Source organism: Kitasatospora sp. NPDC051984 (assembly GCF_044593455.1).
Taxonomy (GTDB): Bacteria; Actinomycetota; Actinomycetes; order Streptomycetales; family Streptomycetaceae; genus Kitasatospora.
The window spans coordinates 60,856-80,542 of sequence record NZ_JBIUCB010000023.1 but is presented as its reverse complement, the minus strand read 5'-3'; the positions used below and the strand labels follow the sequence as shown (position 1 = coordinate 80,542).

Below are 19,687 nucleotides of genomic sequence, written 5' to 3'. Positions count from 1 at the left end.
GAGACGCTATCGGCCTGGTCAATTCGATCTGCCACGGTTCCGAATTGCAGCTCCATGTTCGTCGGGGCAGGTCATGATCATCTCATCTATCGGTGGGACGCCATCACTGGCCAGATGGTTGGCGCTCCCCTGGCTGGCCATCGAACCAGCGTCAAGACGGTCGAAGTCGTTGACGTCGAAGGTGGGCAGCAAATTATTTTCAGTGGAGACGACAATGGCACTATCGCCCGCTGGGACGCGGTGACCGGAAAATTCCTTGGGACCCTCACGGGAGGGCAGGAAACCGTTGTCACGCGAATGTCGTCCGTTAGGCTAGAGGATGGCTCATCTCAACTAATCGCCGCTTTTGTGAACGGAAAAATCTGCAGATGGGATGCCGCCAGCGGAAGACCCGCCAGCCAGCCTATCGATTTCTCGCCAGGAGTCCCCTCCTTGGCCACTTTTAACATTTTCGGATCCCGCAGAATAATTGCATCAAATACGGATGAAATCCTTCACCAGTGGGATGCTGCAAGTGGAAAACTGATTGACCGGTCCCTTACGGGAGTAGCTGTCTCGGCATGGTCGAATCCGGATGGTACCTGTGTAATCGCTTCCGGATATTTTTCTGGCGATCTGCGAATTAATTTCATGAACCGCGGGGCAGGTCAGCCCCCAAGTTCCCACGCAGGATGAATCTCCCGGCTGGCTTTTGGGCCGGCCAACACGACGATCGACACCCCATCCGCCGACCGGCGCCACTCGACCGGTCGGCGGCCTCCTTCGATGGCGGATTCCCGGCCGTTCACGGCATACTGGCATGACAGCGTCAGTGGCGAGGTCTACGGTCTGCACAACGCTCGCCCACTGGGCGGCCCACCGCCGGCAGATCTGCCGTCCGGCACTCGTCTGGAGGAGGCGTGACCGATTCCGACAGCGGCTGGAACTGACGAGTCGCAGACGAGCCCCGTCCTGGGTGCCCCACACACGCGCGGGACGGACGCGGCCGGCGGAGCAGTGACCGGCCAGCACGGCCCTCCGGGGTGCCACGCCCTCCCCTGTCGCGTGCACTCCGGAGGGCAGGCGCTCACCGTCACTGCGGCCATGTCCCGCCCGGCTTCTTCTTCCCCGCGCCCTTCGGCTTCTTGGGCCTGCCGCTCAGGCCGTTGGCCTTGTGGGCGGACTTCTTGTTCTTGACGGCCTTCGCCTTCGAGCTGTCCAGCCCCAGCACGCCTCGGTAGTGGGCGAAGGTCTCGGCATCCATCGGCGCGAACACGGGCCCGCTGTCCAGCAGTTGCGTGATCCGCTCCCTCAACGCGGCTACCGCGTCTGCCGGGAGCGGAGGGAGGGTCCGCTCCCGTCCGAGGGTGCGGCTGATCGTGGTCTGGTCGAGGCCGAGGATCGGCGCGGCTGCGGTCTGGCCGCCGGCCAGCTCGACCACTTTCCGCATGGCGGCGGCCCGTTCGGATGCGGCAGCGGCGGTAACGGCGACCATGGCCTGCCAGAGCGCGTCGGTCTTGCCGCGGCCGGAAGCACTGCTCTGCCTGCGCCCGCAGGAAGGCGGACCTGGCGCCGATCACCCTCTTCAGCAGCTGGGTGTGGCGCAGGTTCGCCCGCTCCAGCAGGCGCAGGATGCGCACGCAGGTCATGCGGACGTCCCCGTCGGTGATGTTGTTGCGGGCCTGCCGCATCAGCTCCATCAGGCCGGCCTCGACGCCCTGGCGTTCCGTCAAGTGCGTCCGGGAGGAGTCGAGGAGGCCCGCGACCCGGCCGGACCAGTCGACCGACCGCACGTCGCGCTCCGTCTCGGCCAGGACCGTCCGGACGCGTTCGGCCAGCAGCAGCGAGAGCTTCAGACTCTGCGCGGCGCTCTCCTCCGCCCGGCCCCAGCGGCCGGTCGACACCTGGCGGCGCAGCATCTCGTCGTAGGCCGCCTGCTGGTCCTCGAGGTCGTGGTCGAGCCCGGACAGCAGCATGTTGATGGCGGAGGTACTGGCCTTGAGCACCGGCTCGCCCCGGAGGCCGATGTCCTCTTCGAGGTAGCGAAAGAGCACCTCGTCCCGGCTGTGACCCTCGCGGTAGTCGCTGTAGCCGAGGGCGAATTGCTCCGCGGCCCCGTTGTCGTTGAGCAGTTCCCTTAGGACGAACCGGGCGACCGCCACGTGCTCCGCACCGTCGCGATCTGGCGCCGCCCTGCGGGCCAGCTCCGCCAGGAAGACGACCACCTCCTCGGTCGTCGCCTCCCGCTCCATGCCCTGCTGGCTCACCACGGCCTCCAGCGCGGCCAGGGCCATCGTGCGCGGGTCGTACAGGCCGGTCGGAAACTGCTGCCACGCCTGCCGCTGATCGATCCGGTGCAATGGCGCCGAGTGCGCCAGCACCATGCACTTGCGCACGAAACCCGCGTCGGAGACCAGCCCGAGCCAGCCGTCGCCCGACTCCGGCTCCCAGGCCTCGGCCAGAAGCCGGCTTTCCTCGCGGTCCAGCAGACGCTGAACGATCGTGTCCTGGTCCTCATCGTCCGGGGGACGCGCCCCCCCGACGGATGGTGCGTGTACTTATCATGCGCCGAGTGCAGCACTCAGATCAGACAAATCACAGGAAAGCAGGGCGAATAATTCATTCGAACGCAGGCGTATGAATGATTGAACTATTTCCGCTGACGCGGACTCTGACACCTTGCCGCGCCACCTACCCGGCCTTCAACTCGGCGTCATCAAGAGGGAGTTCAACTTTTGAGCGTGCTACTACGAGCGCGGTTGCCTCGCAGGACTGCGCCCAACCCTCGACGAAGCCGGGAGCCAGCACCTCACGGGCCCCATTGATCTACCCCACTCCGGCCACGAGAGTGCCTCGCTTCGCTCCGGCCTGGCCGATTGCCAGGCCGGAGCGAGCTTCACTGAATCATTGTCAGTAGCTCAGCGGCCAGGCCACTATCGCCCTCGCCGCTCCGCTGAACACCTCTGTGACCGCCGCGATCAATGACCGGCTCGGCCTGCGCCGTCGGCCCTTTGACGATGATGCGTCGAAGATGCATGCGACCCATGCTCTGGAATTCGATACCGAGCGGCCGGCCGCCCCCACACCCAGCTTCCCGGAAGTTACATGGCAAACCGTCGCCGTTTCGGCTGACTTGCGCGTCGGCGCCGACAGCCGGGGCGCGTGTCGGGCGGTTCGGGGGTCGCATCAGAGCTCGATCGGGCAGCAAGCGGCACCATCCGGCCGAGCGACTGATCGATCATTGGCGGAGTTCGGCACATGCCGCACGGCCCCGTGCGGGCAAGCCGCGCAAGCCCGCCCCATGGCCCCAACGGGGATCTGCTGGGCCGGCGACATCACCATCCCCAAGGGGGGCAGGAAATATACAGACTCCGATTCAGTGCGCTCGGGGCGGCAACCATGCGGGATGGCTCACCGCAGGGGAAGCCGCGCCCACGTCGCGCCAGCTGCGTGCGCCCAGTTTCGGGTGAGCGCGGTGAGGATGCGATCAGAGTGGGCGGAAGGAGCCGGAGGCTGCGGGCTCTTACCGGGTAGGCCGCTGGCTACGCACAGCAGGGTGGCGTTCGGCCCGCCGACAACCGCCAGGCTCACCCAGCCGGTGGTGGCACCAAAGGGGAATCCCGGTTCGGGTATGAGGCGATGGGCGAGTTCAGTGGCGACGCTGGAGGTGTCTTCGCCCATGGCGTCCAGGCCCCAAAAAGCCAGCGTCCGATGAATGAATCTGCGCAGGTCTGCCAGAGCAGCGGACTCGTGACGGATGCGGCAGGCCGTGAATAGGGGAGTACCGAGCCCGGCTTCCAGTCCCAGGTCGAACAGGTGCCCTCCGCCTTTGCGGGTTTCGCTCATCGGCACCCTCTCCCGCCGCCCAGTGATGGTCTTCCCCCGCAGGACTGATCTCAACCCGCGCCCGCCGCTCCCGAACGACACCCGTTCGGAGGACACCGCGTTCGATTCGCCGGACACTAGTATTTCGCCAGCCCCGCCCGGCATGCAATTGCAGATGGGATTGCATGGCCGAATCCCCACCCCTTGAATGCGTCTTGTGGGCTATTCATACCATAGCTGAACGGAGATCAGACATGCCTGAAATCTTCGACAACGGTGTTCCCGGTGATTCGATCCCCGCAGTGTGGGTGAAAGCGCCGCAGAGCATGGAGCAGGGCGACTGTGTGGAGTTGGCACCCCTCCCGGGGGGTGGCCTGGCGATTCGCAACTCCCGCTTCCCCACCGGTCCGGCGCTCGTCTTCACCGGTGCGGAGGCCGTCGCGTTCGCCCAGGGCGTCAAGTCTGGTGCCTTCGATCACCTGATCCCCGCAGGGGCGTGAGGCCGGTCGGATTTTAGAACAGCGGGCATGCGGGAGTCCGACGCGTGGCATAGTGACCGCAGTTGTCGCTTGCCTGGGAGTCCCGCATGTCCGCCGACCCGGTCGTCCGCAGCCTGCCGGATCCGCCGAACCGCCGTCTGGGCGGCGCTCCACCCGCCGCTGCTGCGAAGGTCCTCGGCACGTACCTGCGCCGCCAGCGCGAAGCCAACGGGCTGACCATCCGGGAGATCGCCCCCGCGATTAGGGCTTCTATCTCCAAGATCAGCCGGATGGAGCGGGGAGAGTGCACGCCAGCAGCGGAAGACGTGTGGTCGCTGGTCAGGATCTACGGCGTTCAAAACTCTGAAGAGATCACCGACATCGAGGAACTGCTGCGGCACATCAGTGCCGCGCCCTGGGCCGGCGAGTACTCGGACATCACCCCGGGGTGGTTCCGACGACTGATCGGCCTGGAACGGGCTGCGGCGCGCATCCAAATCTGGGAGGGCGTGGTGGTTCCGGGTCTGCTGCAGACTCGCGAATACGCCGAGGCCATCATCCGCGCGGGACGCTACAAGAAAGCCTCCAACCAGTTGCAGGACGTCCAGCGCCTCGTGGAGCAGCGGATGGAGCGCCAGCGGATCCTGCGCAGCGAGAAACCGCCAGCGCTGCTGGTACTTCTGGACGAGAGCGTCCTTTACCGCAGGATCGGCGGTGCGGAGGTCCTGATCGGCCAGTTGCACCGTCTACGCGATGCGCAGCTGTCCGACGACCAGGTCAACGTCCGCATCCTGCCGGTCGAATCCGGGGTCACCCCTCCACGCACCGCCTTCACCTACCTCAGCTTCGACCCGGCCGGGCCAGCAGAGGTGGTGTACGTCGAGCAGATACAGAACGGCGCCTCCTACGTGAGCAAGGACTCCGAGGTCGAGTTGTACCGCTATCTGCTCGATCGGTTGAAGATGCAGGTCGCCGACCGCCGGACCAGTCTTGACCTCATTGACAAGGCCATCGGCTGGGCCGGCGACGAACAGTCCTCCGGCTGGCGGTGGTCGCCGATCAGCTAGCGTCGCAGCCGTGCCACCCCCCCGTACTCGATCCACTCGTCGGTCTTCTGGACGGGCCGCAGTCCGGTCTGTGCCGGCCTCCAACTGGAGACCTCCACGACACCCGGTTGCAGAACGTCCATCCCATCGAAGTAGCCGAGCACTTCCTGCGGCGTGCGGACCTGCCCCCAGGTGTTATGGGTCAGCTCTGCCATGAGCTGGGTGATGCCGTCCCTGACATAGGCGCGGTCGCTGACGAGTTGCGATATCACCATGTAGCACTCCGCGTCCTGCGGAAGCCTGTCCGCGACGGAGCGGACGAGTTCGGCAGGTGTCGGGTTGCTGTCGTCGCGGATGCAGTGGAGCACCGAGACGAAGAGCGCCGCGGTCTTGACCCCGGGCTTGATGAGGCGCTGCACCTCCGGGTCCGCGAAGATCCTCTCGGTCTCGCGCATGTCCGCATGGATTACGGCCGTCCTGTCGTTCTCGGCCAGCAGTGAGCGGCCCGCTCCCAGCACCATGGGGTCGTTGTCGATGTAGACGACCCTGCAGTCGGGGTGGATCGCCTGCGCGATCTGGTGCACGTTCTGCTGCGTCGGCAGACCCGACCCGTGATCCAGGAACTGCCGCACGCCGTAGTCCTCAACCAAGGTGCGGACGATACGGCCGAGGAAGGCCCGGTTGATCTTTGCAACGGCCTCTGTGCTGGGTGCGATCATCAGCAGCTGTTCGACGCCCTCACGGTCGGCAGGGTAGTGGTGGACTCCGCCCAGCAAGTAGTCATACATCCTTGCGACGCTGGGCTCGTCGGGATCGAAATCGCGTGCCTCGTATTTTCTCTCGTTGTCCATGCGGCGCCCCCTTCGGCCTTCGGCCAGCGTGGAGCCGGCGGTCGAAGTGCCATCGTAGGGAGCCGGGTTGGAGGGCCGCCAGGTCGCACGCCGTCAGGAACTCGATCGGTTGAACCCCTGGAGTGACAGAGGGGCGCACATGAGCGAAGGGGTGGCGTAGGTGCGAAACCTCGCGCCACCCCCCGCTGTCCGGGAAAAACGCGCCACGGTCAATGGCGGTGATGGCTCGTCAGCTCACGTGCGATCGCGGGGGAAAGGGCCCGCTCGGCCGCCAAGAGGTGCGCGGCCACCGATGAAGCGCGTATTCCCATGAGCACGCCCGCCTCCGTCAGCCGCATTCCGAGCCGGTAGTGCAGCAGAGCTACGTCGGCGGCGGCCGGCGCCAGGTTGCGGTGCAACACGTCAGGACAGCTCCCGCGCAGACCCAGCTCGGCCACGACCTCCTGCTGCAGCAACGCCCACGCCTCGGCGGCCGGGCTCTCGCTTCCTACCACCCTCGGCCACTGGCGGGACAAAACGTCCAGCACGCGCTCGGTCACCAGGTCTCCGAGTTCGTCACTGTTCAGCCGTGCCGCTGCGTACCGCTGGTAGGGCACCCGGTGATGTAGAGCGAATGCGGCGTATCCGATCGCCAGGTTCACAGCCCGTTCCCCCCGCCCCCGCTCGCCTCGGGCACCTCCCCGGCCTCGCCCACCGTCGCGCATTGGAAGGCACCGTAAGGTGGCAGGGCGTCGTCGAAAGCGGACGCCAGTGCGGCATAGTGGAGGTCCTCCCACACGGGGCGCACATCAGCGGGCTGTCCCCCGAGGGCGACAACGACGGCGCTTACCACTGGCCACTCGGGCACGACGTCCCCGCGCAGCACCGCCCGGGCCTCCTCGTCGCCAAGGTCCGGCTCGCCGGCCGCAAGGTGGAGTCCCCGCAGCGCGGCCAGCAGTTGCTCGGCGGCATCGCCGACAGCGAGCCTGCCCGACGGGGCCAGCCCCCTAGCTCCCTCCCACAGCAGCCGGATCTCGGCCGGGTTCCCGCCAAGGATCGTCACCAGCATGTGGACGAACGGCCAGGACGGCACGCGCTCACCCACGATCACTCTCGACACGTAGGACGGCGAGCAGTGGGCCAGCTCGGCCGCCCGCTGGACCGTGACGTCGCTTCGGCGGTGGAGCGTGGCCAGCGCCGACGCCAGCTGTTCACGCCGGGTGGCGCGTACCTGCGGCACGCCCGGCTCACCCGACGTCGGCGACACCGCGTGCGGGGCCGGTGCGCGCCGCCGGTCACGGCGCTGCAACTGCTGAAGCACCTTCCCTTCGGCCCATCGCCCCCGAGCCGTGTCGGTGCTCACCCCTGCGGCCTCACCGACCGCCTTCCACGAATGGCCGACCGTACGGGCGTCGTGGACGGCCGCCGCAATGAAGTTCTGCACGTCCGCTGCCAACTCCCGTGCCAGGCGCAGCTGCACCGCCAGCGGGGCCCGCTCGTGCTCGGCCTCCACCATGTCGCCGGCCAATGCGAGTGTGTCCTCGGCGATCCGGCTGGCCCATCGCTCGGTCTTCCGCGGCTCCCGCTTGGCGGCGTCCCGTACCTGCTGGCTCACGCGACGGCACCTGCGCCCGCAATACACCCGGGGGCGTCCCGGACGCCCCCGCTCCCGCCGGAACGGCCGCTCGCACACCGCGCACCGCACCGTCTCCCATGTGATCATCCGTCCCCGCCTAGTTTTCTCCCGCCGCTCCGGGTGAGTTGGCACCGGTGCGGAACACTGAAACGACCGCCACCGACGGCAGCCCCGCCCCGTGGGGCCGGGGGATCACCCGCCGGCCCCACAAGACGTCTCAGAGGAGACGGACGCGGCGATAGGCCAGCCTGGCGCGGCTCGCCGCACCGACGAAGCCGCCGAGCGCCACCCCCGCCCAGGGCTCCACCACCACTCCGAACGCGACGCACATGGCCGCCAGCGGCGCCACGATCGCACCCAGGGAGACGTTGACCTCCCAGGAAACGAAGCCGTCTCGGGCAAGCGGCCAACTGGTAGCTTCGGGGATGATCACGGGGCGGATGGGTCGCCCTGAGATTGCGCGGTACTGCAATTGCACTCCTCGCTAGGGACCTCGGTGCGGGTCTCGACCACCCGCACCGAGGTGCTTTTCCATACGTGCGCTTGTGTGCCTGTCGGCTCACAGGAAGAACGCTACACACTCCCAATGCCCGTCCCTCGCCATTCGTCGATGCTGCCAACTTTCGGCAGCTCGGCGGGAATTACATACTTGCCATTGGATCAGTCGGAATCAGTCATAAGCGGCCCTTGATCGATCGTCGAGCCCGCCAACAGCGGGATAGTCGTCGCATCGCGCCGCCCAAGCCGACAGAAAATGGTCGAGTTTGGATCGACAAAGAGGTCGCGGCATTAGCCCGTTCGAGTGAACGATGATTCCCGCACGGGAATTAGTGGATCACGTCATTCCGCTCATCGGCTCCATCCATTCGCTGCTCCGAAGCGGGCGGCCAGCGCCGAGCCGCACGGAGTAAGACTGCAGCCGGGGCGAGCCCTCCGACTTCCCCGCGCAGAGCGCCTGGTGCGGCATCTACTTCGGTTGCGGCTAAGACGAGCGCGGCCACTGTTGGAAGCAGCGCGCCGGCCAGAGCGACCGCCGAGGAGAAGCCGGGCCAGGAGCAGGCCAACGACGCCAGCGACGTCAACCTCCTCACAGCCCTCAGGGCCGAGCCCAGCTGCACACCTCCTCGACGGAGCAGCCCGGCTGGATTCACCAACCGGGTCAGCGCCCCGAGCCCCTGCACCTTCGCCGCCACCTCGCGCCGGCCCCGAGCCCGGACCTGCAGTGCCACCTGGAACCCGCGGATCGCGGGTTCCACGAAGCCCGCCGACGCTCCAGCAAGGGTCAGCGGGTCCGGCGCCGCCGGCCGGCTGCCCCAGCGGTGCGGGCAATGAACGCCGTACGCCCTTCTCCCGCCTTGTCGACGGGCGGCATCGCAGCCCGTTCGCGGCCGGCGTGGTTCAGCAGCCACGCAAGGGCGGTGGCGCGGGCCAGGTCGAGGAGGCTGTCGGTGAAGTGGACGTCGGCGTACGAGGAGCCTTCGGGGTGGGCTTTTCGGGCCGTGGTCCATTCGGCGAGCGCGCGGGCGGCGCTCCTGCTCATCGACACGGTTTCGGGAGCCAGGGTGCCTCGGCGCCCGCCGGTGGCGCGCCGCCAGACCTCCTGCTGGGCGGCAACCACTTCGTCCCGCAGACGGTGGAGCTCCTCCGGCGGGGTGCGGCAGAGCGTGTCGAAGCGCTCCTCGGCGTTCGTCTCCCCGAAACGGGCCATCTGGCACGCGTGGGCCGCGGCGACGCACTCCCAGACGGCGAGGCGGGCGACGCTGGATTCATCGGAGTCCAGGTCGATCGCGGCCTCCAGGTCGCGCATGAGATCGAGGTCGTCCTCGGGCAGGTGGGGCGAGTTGAGGTGGGTCAGCACGCCGAGCAGGCGGCCGTCGATCTCTTCCCGCGAGGCGTGCGCGAGATTGGGCCGTCGCCGCAGGTTCGCGCGCATCTTCCGGATGACCATCCCGCCCTTCTTGACTTCGAGGATGGCTTCGGCCTCCGCCCAGTCGTAGTAGATGTCCCGTTCGGAGCCGGGGTCGGCGGGGACGGCGTCCACGATCTTGGCCGCCGCGTCGCGGTGGCGCTCCCGGTCGGGGAAGTACGTCCTGATGAGCGCCAACTTCAATGGGACCTCCGGGATTCGGGCGCTGTCGCAGAAGAAGGCGAGCAGGACGGTGTCGTCCAGCCGGCGACCGGGCCGGTGCCGACGTGCCAGCGCGCGGGCGAGGTCTTTCACCTCCTGCGGGTAGGAGGTGCGAGTGCCGGCCTGCCCGCCCAGGTACACCCTGTCGGGGGCGGGCAGCAGCTTCTCGCGCCGCCAGCGTTCGAGCTGGGCGTGGCTGACGGGGTTCCCGTCAGCGGCCGTCAGGACCATGAGTTCGTGGTAGGCGCCCGTCGGCGCGGAGCGTGGCATGCAAAAACGCTACAAAGCGAGCCGGGCGAGTTCTCGGAGTCAGGCGCGGGGGTGCAGTTCGCTTATCCCGCCCCCATCGCTTACGGCGGGCACGGACCTGCACGGGACCGAATCGGAGAACCGACGGCCCGCCAGCGAGCCCCGACTGGAAGAGCGGACCATCTTAGGGCAACTGCTACCTCTAGAAAGTGTTCTGACGGGTCATCATCCAAATGGGTGGGGGCTGTCGGCGGGGGCTGCTTCGATGCGAACTGTCCGAGAGATTCCTGCACAAGGAGGGTTCCATGGAGGCGTTGTACGAGCGGCTGGCCGAGGCAGCGAGCGGCCTTGCGGTGGACGGTGCGATCCGGGTGACGGCCCGGTACGAGCCTGTGGCGGGCGTGGGAACGCCGGTGTCGCCGCCGACCGTGAAGGTCACCCGGACCGTCCGAGATCTGGCGACGGGCAAGGAGCGGGAGGTCGACGGGCCGGGCCAGTTGTTCGAGGACCGGTGGGTCGGGCAGGAGTCCGCGGAGGTGGTGCTGCTGGACCAGCGGCAGTCGCAGGCGAACCGGTGCGAGACTGCTCTGTTGGAAGCGGTCGACCAGGGCGATGTGCTGCTGCCGCATCTGGCGCTGCACGTGAGCGCGGAGGGCCGGGAACTGCGGATGACGAACCTGGACGCCCCGCACCGTTCCCGTGACGCCTACTTCCGTGACGCGCTGGACGAGTCCGGAGCGAAGTTCGACGACACGGTTGCGGGGCGAGCGCTGCGCGACACGGGAACCGGTGACGTGCGCGCCTTCCTGGAGTCGGCGCCCTCGGACCTGGTGTACGGGCTGTGGGATTCGCACCGCAAGCGCCGCGTGCAGTTGAAGGTACCGCGCGCCTACACCTCGGAGATGGTGGGCCTGCGTCCGTTGTCCGGAAAGCGCGCGGCGGGGCGCCTGGATGTGTGGAACTTCCCCGGCGACAACGTGGAGTTGACCGCCGACGGCTGGCGGCCGGTCGACGGCGCGGGCAAGAAGAGCGGCAAGGGGAAGACGCTCAAGGCGTCGGCGGTCGGGCACGGCATGATTCCGCCGGTCGCCGGGATGGGCGGGGTGACGGTGCAGGCGATCGAGCGGAACGCGTCACTGGCCTTGGCGGGCCTGAGGGCGCTGCGCTTCGGCGACGCATCGAAGGAGTACGTGCGGGCAGCAAGGGCGCTGTTGGCGGCGCTCGCGCTGCTGGGGGATCGGCTGGCGTTCGCGGCGCCGGCGGTACGGCTGCGGTCGGGCTGCGACCTGCTGCTGGTGTCGGAGCGCATCGAGTGGGTCGGGCGCGGGCGTGAGGGCGTGGCGGTGACGGAGCCGCTGGAGCTGGAGACGGCAGGGCAGGCTCTGGAGCTGTTCGAGTTCGCGCGCTCGCGGGCCGAGGAGGCGGGCCTTATGTGGTCGAAGGAGCCGGTGCGGCTGCGGCCGAACGCGCAGGTGCAGCAGGCGATCGAGCGCTCCTTCCGCCTGGAGGGCATCGGCGAGGCGGAAGGCGAGTAGAGCGTCATGCCTTTCCACATCTCGGTGGAGCTGCTTGAACCGCTCTACCAGGCGACCGCGATGGACGGTGAGAAGGCCGAGTGGCCGCCCCACCCGGCCCGCCTGTTCTGCGCGCTCGTCGCGCACGCCGACCTCGACAATGCCGCGCACCGGATCGCGTTGACGTGGCTGGAGGCCCAGGAGCCGCCGGTGGTCACGGTGCCGGCCAAGCACTTGGAGGCGGAACACCCGCGCGCGGCATGGGTGGTGACCAACATCGTGAACCCGGCGAAGGCGACCCACACCTTGCTGCCCGGGCGCACCGCGGGCGGTGTCCCCCGGAGGTGGGCGCAGAAGACGCTGTCGGGTTCGCGGATGGTGTTCAGTTGGGCCGCGGAGCCGGGGGAGGATCTCGCCCCGGTGTTGAAGGAACTGGTCCGCCGGGTGCCGTACTTCGGGCGTTCAACCGGGGCGGGGCTGCTGGAGGCCTGGTGCGGGCCCGACGAGCCCGGCAACGGCGATGGGCGGCGGCTGCGCTGGCTGCCAGCTCCCGCCGGCGAGTACCCGAAGGGCTCGCGGCCGATCCGCGTCCCCTACCGCGGCTACTTGGCCTGGCTGGAGGAGGCGTTCGAGGAACAGCGGCCGGCCTGGAGCCAGTCGGTCACCCACCACTACCTCGACCCCGACCACGACGACCGGCCCGGAACGCCAGCAGCGGATGGCCCGTTCGGTGACCTGCTGACGTTCTCCTTCGCCCCGGGCGTGGCGCTGGATCCGCGGTGGACGCTGGAGCTGACCGGCCGGCTGCGAAGCACGGTGCTGGGCACCCTGGAAGCGATGGGCCACGACGTCGAGGCGATGACCACCGTCCACGGCCACAAGAACAGCCCGGACGACCCACGCCCGGTGGCCTACCTCGCGCTGCCGTTCATCGGCCACCATCACGCCGACGGGATGCTTCGCGGCCTGGGCATCGCCCTGCCCCGCGAGATGCCCAGGCAGGACCGCAAGGCACTGCTCGCAGCCCTCCTCCGCCACGACGGGGGCCTGCGCTGGATCCGGCAGGCGGACGGGCAGCCGCTGGACCTGGTACGGGTCAGCCCCGCCGACCAGGACTCGTGGCCGCAGACCCTCCAACCGGGGACGTGGCAGAGACCCTCGACCGTGTGGACCACAGTGCTGCCGATGGTCCTCGACCGCTTCCCCAAGAAGTACGACGAAGCCTCGTGGGCCCACTCGGTCACCGCCAGCTGCGTCGCAGCAGGGCTCCCCGAACCCGCGCAGGTACAGGTGAGCCCGCGCGGCGCGCTCATGCCCGGAGCCCCGAGGGTGGACGGCTTCCCGGTGCGCCGCAAGGACGGAGAGCGGCCGCTGCCGAGCTGCCACGTACGCCTGACCTTCCCTGCTCCGGTGACGGGACCGGTGGTGCTGGGCAGCAAGAAGAACTTCGGCCTGGGCCTGTGCCGTCCGGAGCCCGACTTCCAGGAGGACGACCAGTGACGGGCACCGAGCGGTTGCCGAGGATCGAGGCGGCTGAGTTCCCGACCTTTTTCCGGGAAGTCCACCACCACACCCACTGCCCGGACGGGGCCGCGACTGTGGTGTGCGACGGGTGCGAGGGCTGGGCGCCGTTCCCTTGGCAAAGCGCCTACTTGGACGCCGTGGCCGACGGCGCGAGGTGGCCCGACCTCGATGTGCCGACCGCGCTGGGCAAGACGACGTTCATCGACATCTGGCTCTTCCTCCTCGCCTGGGAACACGCCCGCGGGGTGGGCCGGAAGCACCGGACGGTGCCGCTGCGGCTGTTCTTCTGCGTCGACCGGCGCCTGGTGGTCGACCAGGCCCACCAGCACTCCCTCGAGCTGGCCGCGGCCCTCGCCGGGGCACCGGCCGGTTCCGTGCGGGCGAAGGTCGCCGCATCGCTGCGCGACCTCGGCGGAGGAACAGCGCCTCTGGAGGTGGTGCGGATGCGCGGCGGCACCAGGTGGGAGTCGAACTGGGTACGCAGCCCGGCCCAGCCGCTGGTGGTGACGTCGACCGTGGACCAGTACGGCAGCCGCCTGCTGTTCCGCGGCTACCACACCTCACCGCAGCGCGCTCCGATCGACGCCGCCCTGACCGGGTACGACGCCCTGCTCGCCCTGGACGAGGCCCACCTGTCGAAGGCCCTGCTGGCGACCGCCGCCGACACCGCTCTCTACCAGCGGACAGCGGCGCGAGCGGAGTTAGCGCTACGGGCGCTTCGGGTGGTGAGCCTGTCGGCGACCAGCGCCACCGGAGGGCGGCCCCGCCTGGGCATCGGCGACGCCGACCGCGCCCATCCGATCGCCGGGCGGCGGATCGCCGCCGAGCGCCACGTAACGCTGCTGGACGCCAGCAGTTGGTCGAAGAAGCCCGCCGAGGCGTTCGCCCTCGCCGCCGAAACCGGCTTGGACGCCGTCCTTCCCCTCCTTAAGCTGCCCGCGGTCGCGGTGATCGCCAACACCATCACCCACGCTCGCGCCGCCCACGAAGCACTCTCTCGGCGCACCGACGTAGACGTGCTGCTGCTGACCGGGCGCTGCCGGCCAGCGGAGCGCGACCTGCTCGTCACCGGCCCGCTGGCCGAACTCCTCACCGGCATCGACCCCGACCGCGAACGCCCCATCGTCGTGATCAGCACCCAGACCCTCGAAGTGGGGATCGACTGCACCTTCGGAGCCATGGTCAGCGAATGCGGCGACTGGGCCTCCGCCCTGCAGCGCCTCGGGCGCCTCGACCGCCGCGGCGAACTCGGCCCCGTGCCCGCGATCCTCGTACGCACCCACAACTCCGAGGACGCCGACCGCATCCCCGTCTACGGCCCGGCCGCCGCCCGTACCTGGCAGTGGCTCACCCACCACACCCCCACCCTCGACACCCAGGACCCCGCCGAACTGACCCCCCACCTCCTCGACGGCCTGGTCCTCAACCCCGCCACCTTGCCCGGCCTCCTCGACGGCACCGACACCGCACCGCTCACCCGCGCCGGCGAACACATCCCCCCTGTCCACCAGGTGCGCGTGGACGCCTTCGCCCGCACCAGCCCCATCCCCGTCCCCGACGAATCCCCCGCCCCCTTCCTCCACGGCCTCGACACCGGCCAGCCCGAAGTCCAACTCCTGTGGCGCGCCGACCTCACCACCGACACCACCGACCCCGACGCCCTCGCCGAACACCTGTCCACCACCCCCGTCCACACCGCCGAAACCCTCTCCATGCCCCTCGCCGCGGTGCGCCGCTTCCTCACCGAACCCCGCCGCACCCCCGACACCAGCGACCTCGAAGGCCCCGACGCCGACACCACACCCGAACCCCGCAACCCACCCACCCGCCTGCGCACCACCGTCCTCCAACGCGAAGCCGACGGCACCTGGACCACCCCGCACACGACCGACGACCTGAAACCCGGCACCACCCTCGTCCTGCCCACCACCGCCGGCGGCCACGACGCCTACGGCTGGACCGCCGACCCCAACACCCCCGTCCCCGACCTCGGCGACCACCCCACCGACCACACCCGCACCCCGCTACGCCTGGACCCGGCAGTCCTGGCCAGCACCACCGGCACCGCCCCCGAGCAGTTCACCCCGATCGTCAAACAGGCCATCACCGACCTGACCACCGACCCCGACGACCCGGACGCCGTGAGCACGACCGACGCCATCCGCACCGCGATCACCAGCCTGCTCACCACCCTGCCCACCGACACCGCACCCGACGGCCCCGCCCGGCACACCCCGGCGCTGCGCCGGCGCCTGGAGAGCCTGTTGGAGGTCGCCGAGTGGCGCACCGGACGGTCGGCTGCGGCCGGGGCGGTGCTGGTCGACCGCGATGGTCAGGGGCGGATCGTCCTCCTCCCGCCGCGGCGCGCCGACGCCGGCCGCTACCGGATTTCCGTGGACGACGAGGACCCGGACAGCAGCAGCCTCACCCGCACCGTCACCCTCCAACACCACCACCAGAAGGTCGGCGAACGCGCCCGCGCCTTCGCCCGGGCCGTCGGACTGCCCGACGACCTGGTCGACGCCGTCGAGCTGGCCGCCCAGGCCCACGACTGCGGGAAACACCACCCGCGATTCCAGTGCATGCTCTGCTCCGGTGACCGCCTGCTCGCCGAATCCCTGCCCGACGCCCTCGCCAAGTCCGGCATGGACCCCGCCGACCGCGCTACCCGGCGACGCGCCGCCCGACTGGCCAACTGGTCCAAGGACCTGCGCCACGAAGCCCTCAGCGCCGCCACCGTCCAGACCTGGCTCTCCATCGGCCCCGCCGCCGCCCAAGGGCTCGACCACGACCTCGTCATCCACCTCGTCGCCGCGCACCACGGCTACGCCCGCCCGATGCTGCCCGCGTTCGCCGACTCCGAGCCCGTGCTCGTCGAGTGCACCATGCCCGACGACACCACCGTCACCGTCTCCAGCACGACGATCGGCACCGACTGGAACGGCCCCGACCGCTTCGACACGCTCAACCACCGCTACGGCTTCTGGGGCCTGGCCCTCCTGGAATCCGTCGTCCGCCTCGCCGACATCGCCTGCTCCGAAGAAGGCAACTGACCGTGCACCAACTCGAACTCCCCGCCCTGCACGCCGACGACCCGCTCGGTTTCCTCGCCGCCCTCGGCATCCTCGAACTCACCACCGCCACCCTCACCGCCAAACCCCGCCTCCACTGGAACGGCCCCGCCGGCCCCGCCGTCCTCACCATCGACCAGCCCCTCACCCTCGACACCCTCACCGACCTCCTCACGGCCCACCTCCCGCCCAAGCGCGCCCCCACGGCCGGGCAGCCTGATACGGCCGACACCGAGGACCAAGACGACGAGGACACCGACACGGCCGGCACGAAGGACGAAGGCTGGGACTCCTTCCCGCATGTCCCCGGACTCCTCACCCGCACCCGCGAAGACACCACCGCCCCCAACGAAGCCCTGCGCCTTCGAGTCGACACCGCACACCACACACTGCGCGGACTCGCCCAGGCCGAACGCGAGACGGGCGACCGCCAGGCCCGCTGGTTCGCCGCCTTGACTAACGTCATGTGCTTTGAGGACTACAAACCCAAGACCGGCAAGAACGACCCGGAACCTGTCGAAGGGGCGACGCCCACCACGGTTCGACGCACGCCCGTCACACCGCTGATCGCCGCCGCCGGCCAGATGACCATCACGGGCCTGATGCAGAAAGCCGTCCTCGGCTGCCACAACGACCCTCGGCAGATCCGCTCGGCCCTCGACGGCTGGCGCCGCGTCCCCGACTACGCCTCCGCCAACTTCGACCACCGCTCCCTCGGCGACGCCCACACCAACTCCGAAGGCAAGCCCTACCAGCGGGGAGCTCCGGGCCCGACCTGGCTCGCCCTCCACGCCCTCGGCACTTTCCGCCTCACCGCCACCGGCAACACCCAGACCGCCACCAGCTGGGACACCACCAACCGCCGCGGCGCCCTACGATGGCCCGCCTGGACACCACCCCTCACCTCCACCGCCGTCACCGTCCTACTCGAACACCCCGCCGTCCGCGCCACCGAACCCGGCACGAACCACAACACCGCGATGCTCACCGACCTCGGCGTCACCTCCCTCTACACCGCATCCCGAACCGGCCTCAAACAGTCCAACGGCCCCCTCGCCGCAAGCCGCCACCTCTGGCCCTGAACCCCACCACCAACCGCCCACCACACGGTCCTTGACAACTCCACAGCGCCAACACAGAGAACGGCATCCCGGCCGGACACGACTTCGGAACCACAAGCAGACACGAAAACACCCCACCGCACCGAAGCAACAAGTCCGAATTGCCCAAAAAGACACCCAGGCAGGCACCGCAGCCGACTCGTCGGACCATCAAGCCTGCAGCTCAGACACCGTCGCTCCGCACCATCCCGGTGCGGCACCATCGCAGCTCCGAGCGGGTGATCCCGCCGACCGGCTCGACTGCGGGTCGCTCCGCACCATCCCGGTGCGGCACCATCGCAGCGGTGCGACCGAGGTGCCGTCGAGTACCACCAACTCGTGTCGCTCCGCACCATCCCGGTGCGGCACCATCGCAGCACCATCGAGGGGAACACCTCGGCCGACGGCTCGTCCAGTCGCTCCGCACCATCCCGGTGCGGCACCATCGCAGCGCGGCGTCGCGGATCCATTCGGTGTCGGCGCCGATGGTCGCTCCGCACTGTCCCGGTGCGGCACCATCGCAGCTGCATGTACAACGGGTGGCCGGACGAGCGCCTCCTCGTCGCTCCGCACCGTTCCGGTGCGGCACCATCGCAGCAAGTCGGAGCCGCTCGAACGTGAGATGCGCAAGCACGTCGCTCCGCACCGTCTCGGTGCGGCACCATCGCAGCAACTGGGCGAAGCTCTGAGCGCTCCGCGGTCGTCCTCGTCGCTCCGCACCATCAGCCCGATCGAGCTGGCCGACCTGATCCCCGAGCTCCTGATCGCTCCCTACCATCCCGGTGCGGCACCATCGCAGCACCGGCGATCCGGTCCGCAAGCGCGGACCGCCCGGGTCGCTCCGCACCTTCCTGGTGCGGCACCATCGCGGCCGGCTGGGCCTGGGGCTCCTCCCCGTCGTCGGGGCGGTCGCTCCGCACCGTCCCGGTGCGGCACCATCGCAGCTTCTACGGAGTCGGCCCCCACCACGAACCGCCTGGGTCGCTCCGCACCGTCCCGGTGCGGCACCATCGCAGCACCGAGCTCAATGCGATCGCCGCTGGCAACCCGTAGTCGCTCCGCACCATCCTGGTGCGGCACCATCGCAGCTCGCCCTCTACCAGGTGACCGGCACGGACGGGTCGGTCGCTCGCTCCGTACTAGCCTGGTGCGGCGCCATCGCAGCTGCTCGGCGACGAACTGGGGGATCTGCTAGAGCCGGAGTCGCTCCGCACCGTCCCGGTGCGGCACCATCGCAGCCCCACACCCCCCTTGCCGCTGAACGTCACCAACACGAGTCGCTCCGCACCGTCCTGGTGCGGCACCATCGCAGCGACTACGTCCAGCTGTGCCAACCCACCATGCTCCGCATCGCTCCGTACCACTCCGGTACGGTGCAGCACTATCGCAGCATGTCAGCCCACGCCTCATCCGACATGTGGTACCGGCCGCCGCCGCGCCTCACCTGTGCGGCTCCATCGCAGCTCGACGAACCGTCACATGTGCCTTTCCTCGTCAGACAGCACCTCAACACCTCACCGGTGCGGCACCATCGCAGCACGCGGTGCTGGCCGGCGATCGACGCCGCGATGGCCGTCGCTCCGCACCATTCCGGTGCGGCACCATCGCAGCCGCCTGCGGGCGCTCACCCCGACCGCGTGGTCGGACGTCGCTCCGCACCATCCCGGTGCGGAACCATCGCAGCCGGCAGGTGGCCTCCGGAGAACGGGCCCGCCGGACGGTTGCTCCGCACCATCTCGTTGCGGCACCATCGCAGCCTCGAACGGCGTCGCGACGCCATCACCGTCGAGGAGTCGCTCTGCACCATCCCGGTGCGGCACTATTGCAGCCACCTGACGGTGTTGGGCACGGCCCTTCAGGTCCGTGTCGCTCCGCACCGTCCCGGTGCGGCACCATCGCAGCCCCGAGCACCACGACGTTGTCGCCAAGGCAGACTTCGTGTCGCTTTGCACCTTCATGGTGCGGCACCATCGCAGCCGGCCAACCATGAACCGCGCCAGCCTCAGGGCCTTCGTCGCTCCGCACCGTCCTGATGCGGCACCATCGCGGCCCCGAAGCCCAGCTGAGCAACTTCCACAACTCGATCCGGATCGCTCCGCATCATCCCGGTGCGGCACCATCGCAGCTTCGCGTAGAGCACGACTTCGTCGTTGACGGAGAGTCGCTCCGCACCACCTCGGTGCGGCACCATCGCAGCTTTCCCGCTATCGCCGTTATCGGCCTTCACAAGCGGTCGCTCCCGCACCGTCCCGGTGCGGCACCATCGCAGCGTGAAGAACGGCGATCTATGGGAGGTCGAACGGCTC

At 69.1% G+C, this 19,687-nt stretch carries 14 protein-coding genes; 7 read left to right on the top strand and 7 right to left on the bottom strand.

The genetic code is table 11. The annotated features are described in order from the left end of the window. Positions 1–1,072: 1,072 nt before the first annotated feature. Entirely contained in the window at positions 1,073–1,429 is a 357-nt protein-coding gene (locus ACIHEI_RS30910) for a hypothetical protein (RefSeq protein WP_396609024.1), read from the bottom strand. Between ACIHEI_RS30910 and ACIHEI_RS30905 the strand changes: the two genes are divergently transcribed. Then, positions 1,428–2,120 carry a hypothetical protein gene (locus tag ACIHEI_RS30905; RefSeq protein WP_396609023.1) on the top strand — a complete coding sequence of 231 codons (693 nt, stop codon included), beginning with the start codon at positions 1,428–1,430 and terminating at the stop codon, positions 2,118–2,120. The two genes, ACIHEI_RS30910 and ACIHEI_RS30905, sit on opposite strands and share 2 nt — an antisense overlap. 1,270 nt (positions 2,121–3,390) lie before the next feature. Here ACIHEI_RS30905 and ACIHEI_RS30900 read toward each other — a convergent pair. Beyond that, the gene (locus ACIHEI_RS30900) at positions 3,391–3,825 is read right to left on the bottom strand and encodes a hypothetical protein (RefSeq protein WP_396609022.1); all 435 of its coding nucleotides are present in this window, start codon (positions 3,823–3,825) and stop codon (positions 3,391–3,393) included. Positions 3,826–4,058: 233 nt separating this feature from the next. Here ACIHEI_RS30900 and ACIHEI_RS30895 point away from each other — a divergent pair, with 233 nt between their 5' ends. After that, positions 4,059–4,304, top strand: coding sequence for a DUF397 domain-containing protein (locus ACIHEI_RS30895; protein WP_396609021.1), 246 nt, complete (start codon positions 4,059–4,061; stop codon positions 4,302–4,304). An 86-nt stretch (positions 4,305–4,390) separates the two neighbouring features. Beyond that, entirely contained in the window at positions 4,391–5,350 is a 960-nt protein-coding gene (locus ACIHEI_RS30890; protein ID WP_396609020.1) for a helix-turn-helix domain-containing protein, read from the top strand. Here ACIHEI_RS30890 and ACIHEI_RS30885 read toward each other — a convergent pair. The 5 genes from ACIHEI_RS30885 to ACIHEI_RS30865 all read right to left on the bottom strand — a co-directional run bounded on the left by ACIHEI_RS30885 (position 5,347) and on the right by ACIHEI_RS30865 (position 10,193). Next, the gene (locus tag ACIHEI_RS30885) at positions 5,347–6,180 is read right to left on the bottom strand and encodes an SAM-dependent methyltransferase (protein ID WP_396609019.1); all 834 of its coding nucleotides are present in this window, start codon (positions 6,178–6,180) and stop codon (positions 5,347–5,349) included. The genes ACIHEI_RS30890 and ACIHEI_RS30885 overlap by 4 nt on opposite strands. Before the next feature lie 209 nt (positions 6,181–6,389). After that, positions 6,390–6,821 (bottom strand): hypothetical protein, encoded by a 432-nt coding sequence (locus ACIHEI_RS30880; protein WP_396609018.1) that lies wholly within the window; start codon positions 6,819–6,821, stop codon positions 6,390–6,392. Further along, on the bottom strand, positions 6,818–7,774 hold the full coding sequence (locus ACIHEI_RS30875; protein ID WP_396609017.1) for a helix-turn-helix domain-containing protein: 957 nt from the start codon (positions 7,772–7,774) through the stop codon (positions 6,818–6,820). The genes ACIHEI_RS30880 and ACIHEI_RS30875 overlap by 4 nt, the downstream gene beginning before the upstream one ends. Before the next feature lie 238 nt (positions 7,775–8,012). Beyond that, on the bottom strand, positions 8,013–8,228 hold the full coding sequence (locus ACIHEI_RS30870) for a hypothetical protein (RefSeq protein WP_396609016.1): 216 nt from the start codon (positions 8,226–8,228) through the stop codon (positions 8,013–8,015). Positions 8,229–9,077: 849 nt separating this feature from the next. Continuing rightward, positions 9,078–10,193 (bottom strand): hypothetical protein, encoded by a 1,116-nt coding sequence (locus tag ACIHEI_RS30865; protein ID WP_396609015.1) that lies wholly within the window; start codon positions 10,191–10,193, stop codon positions 9,078–9,080. Positions 10,194–10,477: 284 nt separating this feature from the next. On the opposite strand from ACIHEI_RS30865, the gene cas7u reads away from it, so the two are divergent. Genes cas7u through ACIHEI_RS30845 form a run of 4 tightly spaced genes read left to right on the top strand, consistent with a single transcriptional unit; the run spans position 10,478 to position 17,363 of the window. Continuing rightward, positions 10,478–11,707, top strand: coding sequence for a type I-U CRISPR-associated RAMP protein Csb1/Cas7u (gene cas7u / locus ACIHEI_RS30860; protein WP_189276452.1), 1,230 nt, complete (start codon positions 10,478–10,480; stop codon positions 11,705–11,707). A gap of 6 nt (positions 11,708–11,713) precedes the next feature. Next, the gene (csb2, locus tag ACIHEI_RS30855; protein WP_396609014.1) at positions 11,714–13,186 is read left to right on the top strand and encodes a type I-U CRISPR-associated protein Csb2; all 1,473 of its coding nucleotides are present in this window, start codon (positions 11,714–11,716) and stop codon (positions 13,184–13,186) included. After that, complete coding sequence (gene cas3u / locus ACIHEI_RS30850) at positions 13,183–16,263, top strand: type I-U CRISPR-associated helicase/endonuclease Cas3 (RefSeq protein ID WP_396609013.1); 3,081 nt, start codon at positions 13,183–13,185, stop codon at positions 16,261–16,263. The genes csb2 and cas3u overlap by 4 nt, the downstream gene beginning before the upstream one ends. 2 nt (positions 16,264–16,265) lie before the next feature. Next, positions 16,266–17,363: a hypothetical protein gene (locus ACIHEI_RS30845; RefSeq protein ID WP_396609012.1), complete on the top strand. Its 1,098-nt coding sequence runs from the start codon at positions 16,266–16,268 to the stop codon at positions 17,361–17,363. Positions 17,364–19,687 lie beyond the last annotated feature (2,324 nt).

Bases quoted from the DNA above. Each gene is read 5' to 3' on its own strand.
- ACIHEI_RS30895 (WP_396609021.1), top strand. From the start codon at position 4,059: ATGCCTGAAATCTTCGACAACGGTGTTCCCGGTGATTCGATCCCCGCA.
- ACIHEI_RS30885 (WP_396609019.1), bottom strand. From the start codon at position 6,180: ATGGACAACGAGAGAAAATACGAGGCACGCGATTTCGATCCCGACGAG.
- ACIHEI_RS30865 (WP_396609015.1), bottom strand. From the start codon at position 10,193: ATGCCACGCTCCGCGCCGACGGGCGCCTACCACGAACTCATGGTCCTG.
- ACIHEI_RS30905 (WP_396609023.1), top strand. From the start codon at position 1,428: ATGGCGGCGGCCCGTTCGGATGCGGCAGCGGCGGTAACGGCGACCATG.
- csb2 (WP_396609014.1), top strand. From the start codon at position 11,714: ATGCCTTTCCACATCTCGGTGGAGCTGCTTGAACCGCTCTACCAGGCG.
- ACIHEI_RS30910 (WP_396609024.1), bottom strand. From the start codon at position 1,429: ATGCGGAAAGTGGTCGAGCTGGCCGGCGGCCAGACCGCAGCCGCGCCG.
- ACIHEI_RS30890 (WP_396609020.1), top strand. From the start codon at position 4,391: ATGTCCGCCGACCCGGTCGTCCGCAGCCTGCCGGATCCGCCGAACCGC.
- ACIHEI_RS30900 (WP_396609022.1), bottom strand. From the start codon at position 3,825: ATGAGCGAAACCCGCAAAGGCGGAGGGCACCTGTTCGACCTGGGACTG.
- cas7u (WP_189276452.1), top strand. From the start codon at position 10,478: ATGGAGGCGTTGTACGAGCGGCTGGCCGAGGCAGCGAGCGGCCTTGCG.